This window comes from Embleya sp. NBC_00888 (assembly GCF_045207655.1).
Taxonomy (GTDB): domain Bacteria; phylum Actinomycetota; class Actinomycetes; order Streptomycetales; family Streptomycetaceae; genus Embleya.
Genome location: NZ_CP108784.1, coordinates 6,272,259 through 6,286,186 on the forward strand (window position 1 = coordinate 6,272,259; position 13,928 = coordinate 6,286,186).

The window sequence follows — 13,928 nt, forward strand, 5'->3', positions numbered from 1 at the left end:
CGGGCCGACGAGACACTCCGCTCCAATACATCGCATGACGACGATGGCGTTGACAGCCGCCGAACAGACCCGAACCCGCGTGCGCTCGGATCGGCCGCACCCCAACCTGGAGGTCGCGGTGGACGCGGCGCCGGAGCGGTTGATGCTCGCCGGATCCGCGCGGTCGGTGTCCTTCCCGCCGCGCCGTACCGCGAACGAGGCTCGCGCGACCACGGAACCGCAGGCGTGGGTGTGCTGGTGGCGTCGGTTCGCACCGGCTCGGGAACGGCGCGACCTATCGGCCATACGCGGCATGATCCTGGGCTTGATGGCCGGCTACGGTCTCTCCCGGTTGATCGAAGGCATCCCCGAACGCAGCCTCACCCGGCGGGTGTGCGATGTCGTGGGCGTGCTGCACCGGTTGAACGGAGAGGGCGAGCACGACCTGGTCCTGGACCTCGCGGGGCTCGCGCTGCGCCGACTGGAGACCGACGAGGCGCTCGCCGGCAACCCCAACCACTGGGCCTGGGACGCCGCGGAGGACCTGCGCGATCTGTCAGCCGGCCTCGAACAGCTTGCGCTCGGTGCCTGTTGAGATCGCCGCGACCTGCTTCGGGCCGCGACGCAAGGGGATCTCCCGCAGCATGAGCGCGAGGACGAAGCCGAGCACCGCGATCGGGACGGCGGCCAGGAACACCGCGTCGAGCGCGTCCGCGAACCCGACCAGCGTCGCCTCCCGCTGCTCCGCCGGCAACGCGTCGATGGCCTGCCGAGTGACCCCCACGCCGGATTCACCCGCCCCGGCCGGCCCCGTCCCGTCGGCCACCCCGTGCGCGAACACCGCGCCGAGCACGGCCGCGCCCAGGGCCGAGCCGATCGAGCGCGCGAACGAGTTCAGGCCGGTGGCCACACCGATGTCCGCGTGGTCGACCGAGTTCTGCACCGCGAGCGTGGTGACCGGACCGATCGTGCCGAGCCCGAACCCCAGCACCATCAGCCCGATCAGCAGATGCCAGTACGGGCTGTCGACGCCGAGCAGCGACAACACCACGAGCCCTGCCGCGGCCAGCAGCGTGCCGACCACGGGGAACCGCTTGTACTTGCCGATTCGCGAGATCAGCCGACCCGACAGCGTCGAGCACACCATCATCGAGAGCATCATCGGCGCGAGCAGCAGCCCGGACCGGGTCGGCCCGTGACCGCGCACGATCTGCTGATAGATGGGCAGGAACGTGCTCATTCCCAGGGTCAGGCAACCGGTGACCATCGTCAGCGGACACGCGACCCGCACGATCGTGTTGCGCGAGAGCAACCGCAGCGGAATCAACGGGTCGGCCGCACGCCGCTCCACCAACACGAAGGCCGCGAGCGCGCCGACCGCCGTCACGGCCAGCACCAGGCTCGACGCGGAGACCCAGGCGAACTGCGTACCGCCCCAACTGGTGAACAGGATCAAGGCACTGGTTCCGCAGGTGAGCAGGGCGAGACCGAAACCGTCGAACGGACGCCTGGTGTAGGCCTTGCGCGGCAGCCTGAGCACCACGGACGTGACCATCAGCGCCACCGCGCCCAGTGGGATGTTCACATAGAACACCCATCGCCACGACAGCGCCTCGGTGAAGAAGCCGCCGATCAGCGGCCCGCACACGGTCGAGAACGCGACCGTGGACGCGATGAAGCCCTGGTATCGACCGCGCTCGGCGGGCGGTACGAGGTCGCCGATGATGGCCTGAGCGTTGCTCATCAGCCCGCCGGCGCCGAGTCCCTGGATCGCCCGGAAGGCGATCAGGGCGCCCATCGACTGTGCGGTACCGCACAGCATGGAGCCCACGAGGAACACCACGATGGCGAACTGGAAGAGCCGCTTGCGGCCGTATACGTCGCCGAGCTTTCCGTACAGCGGGATTGAGACCGCCGTGGCCAGGGTGTACGCGGTGGTCACCCATGCCAGGTGTTCGAGCCCGCCGAGGTCGGCAACGATCGTCGGCATCGCCGTCGAGACGATGGTCGCGTCGAGCGATGCCAGCATGACGCCGAGCATCAACCCGCAGAAGACCAACATGATCTGGCGATGCGTCAGAGTGGGTGGGGCGGCGGAACCCGCCCCCGAATCCTTCACATCGCTAAAAGCTAGGCTTGGTAATGAACCATGTCAATGATCATCCACCGGCCCGGCCCGCGATGTCCCCCGGCGCGGCCCGCCTACGCGGCGCCGCTGCGCAGTTGCGCCACCACGCCGTCCACGCCGTCGCTGCGCAGCCGCTCGACCACGCGCACGCCGTCCAGGCGGGTCTTCATGTCCTGCGGGGTCAGGCCCCGCTCCAGGCACGCCGCCGCCAGCTTGTACTCCGCGGGCAGGATGCCGGCGGTCAGCCAGGCCAACACCTGGGCCGCGGTCAGATCCAACTGGGTCCAGCTCGTCGCCATCGCGTGCCGTTGCTCGGGCGTGGTCCGGGGGTCGATCTGCTTGATCACGCGACCGATGTCGAGAACGCGCGTAGCGTCCCGATTGGGTGCCGCCGCGGGCACCGGCGCCGGAATGACCGCACGCGGCACCGACTGCGCCTGACGGCGCTGCTGCTGCGGGGGCTGGTGTTGTCGATTGGACCGGGTCGGCGTCTCCGAGGTGCGCCGACGAGGCCGCCGACCGTCGAGAAGGTTGGCCAACATGGCCTGTTCGACGGCATCGAGATCTTCCACCACAGGTAGTCACCCTTCTGGAATCCGCACCGTGCACAATCCGGTCATTCGCAGAGGAATGCCGCTGTTCGGCGCTCACAATCACACGTCGGGAGGGACGTGGACTGCGATGGTCTTGCCCATGTCGACCTTCACTCACACACGCGACCGATCATCGAATCGTAGCGATATGACGAATCGTCAACCGTGCGCCCGCAAGCGCGCCGGTCAGTACGCTGAGGCGCGGTGCCGAAAGGGGTGACATGGGAACGGGATACGAGCGATCCTGCTGGTTCACCCTGCCCGCCCAACCGGCCTCCGTCGCACAGGCCCGACGGGCGCTGGCGGACCATCTGACCTACTGGGGACTGCCCTACGGGCACGACTTGGGCTACGCCCTCAAGCTGGTCGCCTCCGAGTTGATCACCAACTCCGTCGAACACGCGGCCGTGTTGTCGCCGGAGGTATCGGTCACCTGCACCGTGCATGACGGTTGGTTGTGGCTGGGCGTACGCGACCGCCATCCCTACCGTCCGGTCGCCCTGTTGGAAACGGTCGACGACACATCGGGTCGAGGACTGTTGATCGTGCGCAACATCGTCACCGAACTCGGCGGTCAGATCCACATCGAGGCACACCCGGACGGCAAGACCCTGTGGGTGATCCTGCCGTGGCCGGTCGCCTGACCCGCTCACCCGGCTTCCCCTCCCGGCACCGGTCACCCGTGCCCGCTACGGGCAGGCGATGTTCAGGGCGCGTTGCTTGTCCTTCATCGGGCCCGTCTCGTTGACGAATCGGTCCGACGCGGTCCGAAACCCTGCCGAGTCGCCGCTGTTCAGCGTCGAGGCCGCCTCGCTCAAGGCGTCGACCCGGCTGTCGTAGACGTCGCGCCATTGCCTGAACGGCCCGGCCACGGCCGGATCGGCCGGCAACGGTACGGCCCTGATGTGGGATCGGGTGTTCTTCAACTCGGCGCTCGCCGCGCTCAGCGCGGTGCGTTGCTGCGCGACGTCATTCGACACGGTCGAGGCGGTCAGGTCGTTCAAGAGCCTGGTGACGTTGTCCGAACGAGCCAAACAGACCTCGTTGACCGCCCGGACGTAGCTCTCCGCCGTCTGCTTCGCGGGCCCCCGCGTCGAGGCCGCCGGTCCGGCTCCGTTCTTGTCGCTCCCGCCCGACGCCGGCGAGTCGTCCGAGAGATCGAACGGGCCGATGCCCACCGCGACGAGCACGCTCAGCACGGTCGCCACCGTCCCGATCAGCGTGAGGATCAACATCAACCTCCCATTGCCGCCGCCGTCTCGGTCGCGGCGCGGGGGTGGTTGCGGTGGCGGGTACGAGGGCGGGATCTGCGATGGATACGGCTGGTGGGGCTGTTGCCCGTATGGCGGTTGGTGCGGGCCGTTCGGCTGATGCTGGTATGGCATGACCGGCTCCGGATTCCGTGTTTGCCAAAGGCTGAGGCCCGACGCGCGGAGGCGGCGGGTCGATCTTCAGGCAGTGACGGAGCCTCGCCCAATCGTCCGCGGAAACGTGCGCGCGGAAGTACGGACTGGACCGAGATTCCCCCCGTTCCGTCCCTCGGCAGCTACGGCACAAGGGCGTTCGTATCGTAACCACAAGTGGACGGTCGGTGGCGATGATCGACGGATCGAGGAGATCGCAGTGGGGAAATTCCCCACCGGTGCCCCGATCCGTCGTGAATGGCGCAAACTCCTTATGGGTGCGAGGTGCGAGATGTACGTCGCGCTCATCCCCAATCGTTCGCATCGACGATCGCCACGGGCCGGCGGACCCCACGATCGCCTTGCCAAGTCCGCGCGACCCACCCGGGGGAGCACGAAACCGACCGGAGCTGCCGACTCCGGCCCCTGATGCGGCTGTTAGGGGGCCGTTCGTACCGTGGCGAAGCGTCCTCGGGCATGCCCGGCGCCGACGCCGCGAGCGACGGGTCGCGCCCGCGATCGGTCCGCGACCACCCGCCTCGCCGAGCATGACAAGGGGTTGCCATCACGCAAAGCCCGCACACGGGAGCCCGTTGCGGGACATGATTCTGATAACCGGCGGATTGCCGTACGGTGAACGTCCCTCGGAGCGGTGGCGAATGGACCGCGTCCACGATTCGAACCGTAGCCCGACCCACGGCCGTGCAGACCAGGGGAGGTACGTACCGCACATGTCGACATCCGCGGAGGCGCTTCCGGAGCCGGCGCGACCGGGCAGCCCTCGAAAGCCCGTTCCGGGCCCGGCAGGCGACGAGCCCTCGCCCGCGCGTGCCCACCCGGCCCATCTCGAACCCGAACACCCGCGCACCGGCGCGGTACTCGGCGCCGCGCGACACCTTGCCCCCGGCGACCGAGGGGCGAGCGATCCACTGCTCGACCCCGCGCCCGCACGTGCCGCCGATCACGCGGCCATAGAGAACCTGCTTCGCTGCCGCATCCGCGAGAGCGGAACCACGGTGCCGGCGGACGGGCCGTTACGGCTTCCGCTGCCCGCGACCGCCAGCACCGTCGTCGCGCCGATCCTTTATCGCTCCGAGACCGGCATGCACCGCTTCGGCCCGGTCCGACTGAGCAGTGGTGTCGCACTCGACGCGACCACGCTGGCCGTACTCCTCGCGATCGAGGCGGCGCACGGCCGAGTCGGCTCGATCACCGCGATCGCCGACATGACCGACCGGGTGATCGACTCGACCCGGCGGATCGCCCACCACCTCGCCGAGCGCCGCAAGGCGCCCGAGGACATTCCGGGAACGACGCCGTTCCTGAGCACCGAACAGTCGATCGTTCTCGGCCACCCGATGCATCCCTCGCCGGCGTCCCGGCAAGGCATGTACGGACCCTCGTCGCCGCGCTACTCGCCGGAACTACGCGGATCGTTCCCCCTGCACTGGTTCGCCGTGGACCCCTCGGTGGCGATCCACGACGGCGACCTGGGACGACCCGTGCCGGTGGTGCTCGCAGGGCTCGCCGAAGGCGATGTGAACCTGCCGCCGGGCATGATCGCCCTGCCGGCGCACCCTTGGCAGGCCCGCGACGTACTCGGGCGACCCGGTGTCGCCGCGCTCCTGGAGCGCGGGCTGCTCCGGGATCTCGGCCCCGGCGGGCCCGCGTGGTCGGCCACCTCCTCGCTGCGCACCGTGTACCGCACCGGCGCGCCCGTCATGCTGAAGACCTCGCTCGGCGTCGAGATCACCAACTCCCGCCGGGAGAACCACCGCAGTGAACTGCGCCGAGGCCTCGCCGTGCACCGGATGCTCGACGCCGGTCTCAAGCGCGTCATGCACTCCGCCCACCCGGGGTTCGACGTGCTGCGCGATCTTGGCTGGATAGCGGTGGACGTCCCCGGCGGGCGCGGCGAGTCCGGCCTCGAACTCGTGGTGCGAGACAACCCGTTCGGCCCACGCGACCGCGTGTACTGCATCGCGGGACTGGCCGCGCCGCGCCCCGACCTACCGCGGGGTCGGTCGATGCTCGCCGACGTGTTGTACACGCTCGCCGCCCGTACCGCGACGCCGTTGCGCGAGACGGCCGAGTCGTGGTTCCGCCGCTACCTGGAGGTGTTGGTCGCACCGATCCTGTGGCTGCACGGTGAATACGGTCTCGGGCTGGAGGCACATCAACAGAACACGCTGGTCGTGCTGGACACCGACGGCCGCCCGATCGGCGGACGCTATCGCGGCAATCAGGGCTACTACTTCTCGGCCGAACGCGGTGCGCGCCTGGCTCGCTGGCTCCCGGGCGCGGGCCGGGACCTGGGGACCTGGTGTCCCGACCACGTGATCGACGAACGGCTCGGCTACTACCTCGCGATCAACAACGTGCTCGGCCTCGTCGGCGCGATGGGTGCGCAAGGGCTGGCCGACGAGCGGGCGTTGATCGCGATCTTCCGCGACCGGCTCGTGCGCACGCGCACGGATCACCCCGCCGGGCGCCCGCTCGTGGACCGCCTCCTCGACGGTGCCACACTGCGGTGCAAGGCCAACCTGCTCACCCGCGTCGCGGGTCTCGACGAACTCGAAGTCCCGTTGGAGACCCAGTCCGTCTACGTCGACATCCTCAACCCGATCGCAGACGTACGCGGCTGAGCGGTTCTCGTACCACCACAGAGGAGACGGCACGGTGCGCGCGAACGTCACGGTCCTGGCGCTGCACCGGCACGAAGGCGAACCCCTCGAATACGAGGACGCGGTCTGGATCGGTGACGGGGCCGGACGCGGGTTCCTGCCGCCGGCCGGACCCGCGTGCAGGCGCGCCCGCGTCGACCGCCCGGGCGCCTTGCGGGTCGCCCTCGCGGACGGCGCCGCGGAGAGTCTGCTCGCGCGGCGCTGGGCCGAACTCCTGGTCCGGGCGTGCGGTGCGGCGCCCACCCCGCTCCTGTGCGGCGGTACGGGATTCGCCGACGTGCTGGCGCGTGCGGCGGACCGATGGCCCGACCTGACCAAGCGCTACCTGGTCGAGCGGGACCGGCGCGGAATGCCGGTACAGCCCTACGAACTACGCAAATTGGAACGCGGAGCGCACGCGTCCGCGGTGCTTGCGGCGCACCTCGCGCCGCATCCGTGGTTGTCCGGGCGGGGCCAGTGGGCGGCGGCGGTGCTCGGCGACGCCTATCTCTTCCAGGTGCGCGGCGACCGGCTCTGGCGGGTATTTCCGACCTCACGACGGCCCGACGTCGCGACCAGCAACGGCGCGGAACCCGCCGCGGTGGCGCGGCGGGTTCGGTGTGCGCGAGGAACCTGGACCGACCGCGACCTGCTGTACGTGGCCAACGACACGGCCGGCGCGTGGTTCCTGCGCAGTGCTCTCGCCGGTGGGCGGCCGTGGGAGGAATTGCGCGAGCCGGCCGCAGGCAGTCCCCGTGAACTCGCCCGGTGGGTGGCCGCGCGCCGGCGGGCGGGCGTACTCGAGAACGGGGACCTGACCATCGTGCGCATCGACCCCATGATCGGCCCGGCCCGGGCCCCGGTGGCCTCGGACGCGGCGCCCGATCTCGCACGAGACCTTCCGCGTACCTCCCCGTCGTCGTCGGTCCGACGTCGAGCCGGGCCCCGGTAGTGCTCGACTCGGCGAGTGAGGGCATCGACAACCGGTCGCCTCGGTCGCCAACGGCCCGGCGAGCACCGTCTCGCGCGGTGCCGAAGCGGTGCCGCATCGATCGGTCGAGGCGATGCCTTAACCAGAGGCACCCTCGTGCGGTGGTCGGCCCCGCGGATGGCCCCGAAGTCCTGTGACGTCCGCTGCGGCGCGGGTCGGCCGAAAGGGTGGGACCGGCCGCCGATGGTCCCACCCCTTCAGGTCTTGTCGCGGGCGATCAGCAGGCGCCCTGGTCCTCCCACACGCCCCACTGGCCGGTCGTGCCCGGCGTCTCGCCGCGCGTCCACCACTTGGCGCGCCACGGGTGGTTGTTCCACACGACGGTGTCGCCGTTCGTGTACGTCATCGACTCGGTCCACGGCTTGGCCGCAGCGCACTTGGTGTGCAGCGGGACGTTCAGCTCCTTGACCCACTGGTTGCGCAGGAAGTCGCGTGCCTTGATCGACACCCGGTCGTTGGTGACCTCGACCTGGAGCCCGCTGTTCTCCAACCCGCTCAGTGCGCTCTCACCACCCGAGCCGTTGTCGGTCCACTGGGTTTGGACGGCACCGGTGTTGACGACCGTGAAGCCTTCGAGGTTGCCGGTCCCCGGCACGACCTTGCGCACCGCCCAGTCGGACAGGTTCAGGTCCCAGTGCGTGTGCGAGGTGAACAGCACGGCGTCCTTGTGAGCGCCCAGGATGTTCATGATGCGGTCGGCCTGGAGGTAGTCCGACTTGTAGAGCTTGTTGCGCGTGCCCGAGACCGTGTCCGGCAGGACGTGGTGCGAGAACACGAACGTCGGCTTGCCCTGCGCCTCCCAGTAGTTCATTCGCTGCTCGAGCCAGGTCAGCTGCTCATCGCTGAACCACACCTCGTCCCACTTGGTGGGGTCGCTGTACTTCATGTATTTCTCGGTGCCGAGGAACAACATCGGGACACCGTCGACGACGCGCTCGTAGTAGACCTTGTCGAGCCCGGTGAAGTCGTAGAAGTTCTGGAAGAGCGACTGCTCGGTGGTGCCGTTGGGCCAGGTCTCCTGACACAGCTTGTCCGGGTTGCAGTACTTGGGCACGTAGAACTCGTGGTTGCCGATCGTGAAGAACGTGTTCGCCGGGTGCGGACGCGTGTTCAGGACCTGCTTCACCTGGTCGTACTCGGCCTTGTAGCCGCGCGGGGTGATGTCGCCGTTGACGACGAGCGCGCCGCTTGCGGGGTTGATCACCTTCATCTGGTCGAGTGCTCGACCGAAGTCCGCGAGGTCGCCCTGCACGTCGCTGATGACGTTGAAGGACACCTTGGCGGGCGCGGCGGCCGCGGCGCCGGCGGGAGCGGCCGCACGGGGAGCCGGCCGGCTCTCGGCGTAGGCGGCACCGGCGCCCGCCGTGAGCGCGAGCGCGGCGCACACGGCCGCGACGCGTCGGTGTTTGCGGGAGTTGGGCATGGCGATCCTCGGGACGATACGGGGCGTTGGGACCCGCCCATCACACCGGTTGGCGCCGGCCGCACGGCGGCTCGCAATGATCATGAAAGTGTCGAACGGCTGAAGATCATTCACGAATCCGGCAAAGCGCGCCCCAAGGTGTCCACAAGTGCCGGGTTGTCCACAGATTGCGACCGCTCACACCGCGCCGCGGGCCGCACGGACCAGGATCCGGGGATGGAAGAGGCCGTACGAGTCTTGCGGGGGTTGGCATGGCAGCACGACGGAGTGGTGACGCGGGAACAGGCGGTATCCGCCGGGGTGTCCGGGCGGGTGTGGCGCAGACTCGTGAACGATGGGAAGGTGCGCGAACTCGCGCGAGGCGTGGGGCTCGTCGATGCCGATCGATGTGCGCTCTCCTCGCGCGGGTTGTTGCGCGCCGGGCTCGCGGCCTATGGCGAGCGAGCCGTGGCCGTGTTGCGCAGTGCGGCCCGCGTGCACGGGATGCGTGGCGTGCCGCCGGTGGAATGTGTGCACATCGCGACGCCCGACACGGCGTCGCGTCGTGGTGGGCCCGGCATCGTTGCGCATCGGCGCCGGTTGCGGGCCGACGAGATCGTGACGGTGGACGGGTTTGCGGTGACGACACCGGTGCGAACACTGGCCGACCTGGTGCCGACGCTGCCGCCCGAAGAGGGTCTGGCGGTCCTCGATTCGGCGCTGCATCTGGGCCTGGTCGAGGCGGTGGAGCTGGAGGCGGTCGAGCGGGCGGCAGCGGGCCGGCCCGGGGCGGGGCGGGTTCGGCCGTTGCTCGAAATCGCGGACGCGCGGGCCGAGAGCCCGTTGGAGTCGCGGGTACGACTCGACTGCGTTCGGGGCGGGGTCGCACCGGACGAGTTGCAGCACGAGGTCGCGCTGCCCGGCGGCGGCCGGGCCCGCGTGGATCTCGCGTGGCTGACCGGCTTGCGACCGATCTTCGCGGAGGCGGACGGCGCGGACGTGCACTCGCGGCCCGACGCGCTCTTTCGCGACCGGTCCCGGGCCAACGAACTGGCCCTCGTGGGCGCGCTCGTGCTGCGCTTCACCTGGCACGACACGCTCCGGCGGGGGCGGGTCGCGGGGGTCGTGCGGCGGGCGTTCCAGTCGTGAATCGCGCGGCCTCGCCGGTGCCGGTGCGGTTCGGGGTGGCGCGGCTACCCGGTGACGCGGACGTGTTCCAGCGCCAACAGGCGCTGCTTGCGCGGCAGCCCGCCCGCGTAGCCGGTCAAAGTGCCGTCGGCGCCGATCACCCGGTGGCACGGGATGATGATGCTGATCGGGTTGCGGCCGTTGGCGAGTCCGACCGCGCGGGACGCCGTCGGTTGGCCGAGGAACCTCGTCGCCAGGGCGCCGTAGGACATCGTGTGCCCGAACGGGATGGTGGTCAGGGCCGACCAGACCTTGAGCTGGAAGTCCGTGCCCGCCGGCGCCAACGGCAGGTCGAACTCGCGCAGTTCGCCGGCGAAGTAAGCGCTCAACTGCGCCTGCGCCTGGGTGAACGCACCGGGATCGTGTACCCAGTCAGCGCCCGGCGTGGCGCCCATGTAGAGGGCGGTGAGCGAGTCGCCGTCGCCGATCATGAGCAGCTCGCCGACCGGGGAGTCCATCACCGCGTATCGGCGGGGGCCCTCCAGCGGGGTGTGGAACACGGCCGGAGGCACGTGCGGGTCGGGCGCTTCGACGGCCTCGAACAGAGCGTCCTGGTTCATGCTGCTTCCTTCACCGAGACGGTGGGTGCTGCGGACAGGCTCGCCCACAGGTGGTGCAGTGCGTACGAGCGCCATGGGGACCACGACTGCGCGGCCGAGACCGGGAGGTCCCATCGCGCGAGTGCGTGCTTGACGCCCAAGTCGGTGGGCAGGAACACATCCGGATCGCCCAGTGCCCGCAGTCGAATGTACGACGCCGTCCAGGGGCCGATACCCGGAAGGGCCAAAAGGCCCGCCTCCGCCGCCCTGCGATCCACGCCCGGGTCGAGCCGGACCGCTCCCGACGCCAGCGCACCGGTGAGCGCGAACAGCGCCTTCTTGCGTGACACGGGCATCGGCAGATCCGCCGGATCCGCGTCCGCCAGCGCGGACGCGGAGGGGAACGCGTGGGTGAGTCCGCCCAGGGGTGCCGCCAGCGGCTTGCCGTACAGGGCCGTCAGCCGGCCCGCGATCGTGCGCGCGCCCGCGACCGAGACCTGCTGGCCGAGCACGGCTCGCACGGCGAGTTCGTCGGGGTCCACGTGTCCCGGCGAGCGCAGCCCCGGGGTGGCCCGCACGAGCGCGCCCAGGCCACCCTCGCCCGGTTCGGCGCTCCCGAGCGCCTCGTCGACCGCGAGCGGGTCCGCGTCCAGGTCGAGCAGTCGTCGGCAGCGCTGCACCGCGGCGCCCAGGTCGCGCAGGTCTGCGAGGACCAGGCGGCACCACACCCAGGAGGGGCCGGGCGAGAGCTCGACCACGCCGGTGCCGTGCGGGAGCGACAGCACCCGGCGGTAGACCCCGTCGACGTACTCCTCGACGCCGGGGATCGCCCGCAACCCCAGGAAGTCCAGCGCGTGCCCGAGCGCGATCGGCTCCCGGTAGGGCAGCCGCAGCCGGATCTCGCCCGGCTCGACGCCTCGGGCGCCGGCCCGCCCGCGCACCTCCGTGGGGGTGCGGCCGAACACCTCGCGCACGGTGTCGTTGAACTGCCGCACACTCGCGAACCCGGCCGCGAACGCGACCTGCGCGATCTGGAGGTCGGAGGTCTCCAGCAGGACCCTGGCCGTCTGCGCCCGTCGAGCCCGGGCGAGCGCGAGAGGGCCCGCGCCGACCTCGGCCATCAGCAGACGGTTCAACTGGCGGTCGCTGTACCCGAGCCGGCCCGCGAGGCCGCCGACGCCCTCACGATCGACGACCCCGTCCGCGATCAGGCGCATCGCGCGCCCGACCACGTCGGCGCGGACGTCCCACTCCGGCGACCCCGGCGAGGTGTCCGGACGGCAGCGCTTGCACGCCCGGAAACCCGCCGCCTGTGCGGCCGCGGCCGACGGGTAGAACCGCGCGTTCTCACGTTTCGGCTTGACCGCGGGGCAACTCGGCCGACAGTAGATGTCGGTGCTCGTGACCGCCATGTAGAACCAGCCGTCGAACCGACTGTCCCGGCTGCTGCACGCTCGGTAGCACTGCTCGTCGTCCATCACGTCGACCAGTGTCACCCGTTCCCGAGGGAGTGGCCGGCGGGAATCGGACAGCACCGTGAGGCGTCTTCGCGCCGCCGGTGACGCCTACAACCCCCGAATCAGCCCGTTGCGGAAGAGGTCGACGAAGATGGCGTGGTCGGCGCGAGCGCGCGCCCCGTACGCGTGCGCGAAGTCCACGAGCGAGGTCGTGAAGCTCTCCTCGTCGCGCTCGATCGCCTCGAGGATCGCGTGCTCGGTCGAGAACGGTACGAGCGTGTGACCGCTTTCCTCGTCGGCCACCGCGTGCATCGTCGCGGTGGCCCGGCCCAGGTATTCCACGACCTCGGCGATCGTGTCCACCTCGTTGAGGTCGGACCAGTCCAGGTCGTTCGCGTACGGCGACACCTCGGCGACCAGTTGGCCCACCCCGTCGATGTCGGTGTAGCCCAGCCACGGGTCGGCGTGCGCCTGCAGGGCGCGCTGCGAGATGACCGTGCGGTGTCCTTCGTGCTCGAAGTAGGACCGCACCTGGGGGTCGGTGACGTGGTGGCTCACCGACGGCGTCTGGCCCTGCTTCATGTACAGGATCACGTCGTTCTCCAACGCCTCCGTGTTGCCCTCGATCAGCAGGTTGTACGAGGGCAGGCCGGCGCTGCCGATGCCGACCCCGCGCCGCCCTACGACGTCCTTGACGTCGTAGGTGTCCGGCCGCTGCCGGGTCGCGGGAGGCAACGTGTCCAGGTAGCGCCCGAAGGCCTCCAGCACCGTCGCCTTGACGTCGTCGGACAACTCGAACGCGCCGCCGGAAAGGGCGAATCGCCGTTCGTGGTCTTGCACCACCGTCTGCGAGCGGAGCAACTCGATCCGGGTCTGCAGCCGGGCCTGCCGCAGCACCTCCAGGAGCGGCCCCTCGGTCGTCGCCAGGGTCAGCGCGGCTTCCTGCGGCGTGGTCTTGTCGGTCAGCAGTCGAAGCTGGTCGAGGTAGGCGGCGCCGTAGCCCGCGACGAGGGTCGTGATCGTGTCGTCGCTGAGGGCCTTGCCGTGTCCGATCAGCGCGAGGCTCGCCGCGAAGCGCTTGACGTCCCAGGTCCACGGGCCGACGTACGCCTCGTCGAAGTCGTTGACGTTGAACACGAGCTTGCCGTCCGCGTTCATGTACGTGCCGAAGTTCTCCGCGTGCAGGTCGCCGTGGATCCACACCCGCGAGGTGCGTTCGTCCAGGAAGGGGTCCTCGCGGCCGTCCAGGTCGGCGTAGAACAGGCAGGCCGTACCCCGATAGAACGCGAACGCCGAAGACGCCATCTTGCGGAACTTCACCCGGAACGCGGCGGAGTCGCCATCGATCAGCGCACCGAAGGCCCGTTCGCAGACCTCCAGGATGTGCCGGGCGCGGTCCTCGGCGTCCGCCGGGCCGTATTCCGCGTAGCCACCCTCGAACCCCACGCCGCCCAGACCGATCCCTATGCCCTCGGTCATCGCGACCGCCTCCCTCGAAGTCTCCGCGGGGCCGGCAGGACCCCGCGTCAGGATCCCAGACGGGAGGACCGGGACGGCATCGAGCCCCCGGAGCGTGAGGGGGGAG

General features: G+C 70.1%; 12 protein-coding genes. 5 read left to right on the plus strand and 7 right to left on the minus strand.

Features of this window, described 5'->3' with window-relative positions; all coding sequences use genetic code 11:
• Nucleotides 1-34: 34 nt before the first annotated feature.
• Complete coding sequence (locus OG948_RS26820; RefSeq protein ID WP_406298893.1) at nt 35-574, plus strand: hypothetical protein; 540 nt, start codon at nt 35-37, stop codon at nt 572-574.
• Here the strand turns inward: OG948_RS26820 and OG948_RS26825 are convergent.
• Both OG948_RS26825 and OG948_RS26830 read right to left on the minus strand, forming a co-directional pair.
• Complete coding sequence (locus OG948_RS26825; RefSeq protein WP_406298894.1) at nt 536-2,098, minus strand: MDR family MFS transporter; 1,563 nt, start codon at nt 2,096-2,098, stop codon at nt 536-538. The two genes, OG948_RS26820 and OG948_RS26825, sit on opposite strands and share 39 nt — an antisense overlap.
• A gap of 83 nt (nt 2,099-2,181) precedes the next feature.
• A complete protein-coding gene (locus OG948_RS26830) occupies nt 2,182-2,679 on the minus strand; it encodes a hypothetical protein (RefSeq protein WP_395859813.1) in 498 nt (165 codons plus the stop codon).
• A 242-nt stretch (nt 2,680-2,921) separates the two neighbouring features.
• On the opposite strand from OG948_RS26830, the gene OG948_RS26835 reads away from it, so the two are divergent.
• The gene (locus OG948_RS26835) at nt 2,922-3,344 is read left to right on the plus strand and encodes an ATP-binding protein (RefSeq protein WP_355529513.1); all 423 of its coding nucleotides are present in this window, start codon (nt 2,922-2,924) and stop codon (nt 3,342-3,344) included.
• A gap of 45 nt (nt 3,345-3,389) precedes the next feature.
• Here the strand turns inward: OG948_RS26835 and OG948_RS26840 are convergent, their stop codons facing one another.
• Complete coding sequence (locus OG948_RS26840; protein WP_406298895.1) at nt 3,390-3,935, minus strand: hypothetical protein; 546 nt, start codon at nt 3,933-3,935, stop codon at nt 3,390-3,392.
• Between the two features lie 899 nt (nt 3,936-4,834).
• Here OG948_RS26840 and OG948_RS26845 point away from each other — a divergent pair.
• Complete coding sequence (locus tag OG948_RS26845; protein ID WP_406298896.1) at nt 4,835-6,748, plus strand: IucA/IucC family protein; 1,914 nt, start codon at nt 4,835-4,837, stop codon at nt 6,746-6,748.
• A 34-nt stretch (nt 6,749-6,782) separates the two neighbouring features.
• Entirely contained in the window at nt 6,783-7,718 is a 936-nt protein-coding gene (locus OG948_RS26850; RefSeq protein WP_406298897.1) for a hypothetical protein, read from the plus strand.
• A 256-nt stretch (nt 7,719-7,974) separates the two neighbouring features.
• On the opposite strand, the gene OG948_RS26855 is transcribed toward OG948_RS26850, so the two are convergent.
• Nucleotides 7,975-9,180 (minus strand): DUF4073 domain-containing protein, encoded by a 1,206-nt coding sequence (locus OG948_RS26855; protein ID WP_406298898.1) that lies wholly within the window; start codon nt 9,178-9,180, stop codon nt 7,975-7,977.
• A gap of 216 nt (nt 9,181-9,396) precedes the next feature.
• On the opposite strand from OG948_RS26855, the gene OG948_RS26860 reads away from it, so the two are divergent.
• The gene (locus OG948_RS26860; RefSeq protein WP_406298899.1) at nt 9,397-10,308 is read left to right on the plus strand and encodes a hypothetical protein; all 912 of its coding nucleotides are present in this window, start codon (nt 9,397-9,399) and stop codon (nt 10,306-10,308) included.
• A gap of 44 nt (nt 10,309-10,352) precedes the next feature.
• Here the strand turns inward: OG948_RS26860 and OG948_RS26865 are convergent, their stop codons facing one another.
• The 3 genes from OG948_RS26865 to OG948_RS26875 all read right to left on the minus strand — a co-directional run bounded on the left by OG948_RS26865 (nt 10,353) and on the right by OG948_RS26875 (nt 13,822).
• Nucleotides 10,353-10,907 (minus strand): methylated-DNA--[protein]-cysteine S-methyltransferase, encoded by a 555-nt coding sequence (locus OG948_RS26865; protein WP_406298900.1) that lies wholly within the window; start codon nt 10,905-10,907, stop codon nt 10,353-10,355.
• Entirely contained in the window at nt 10,904-12,364 is a 1,461-nt protein-coding gene (locus tag OG948_RS26870; RefSeq protein ID WP_406300348.1) for an AlkA N-terminal domain-containing protein, read from the minus strand. The genes OG948_RS26865 and OG948_RS26870 overlap by 4 nt, the downstream gene beginning before the upstream one ends.
• A gap of 87 nt (nt 12,365-12,451) precedes the next feature.
• A complete protein-coding gene (locus tag OG948_RS26875; protein ID WP_406298901.1) occupies nt 12,452-13,822 on the minus strand; it encodes a DUF2252 domain-containing protein in 1,371 nt (456 codons plus the stop codon).
• Nucleotides 13,823-13,928 lie beyond the last annotated feature (106 nt).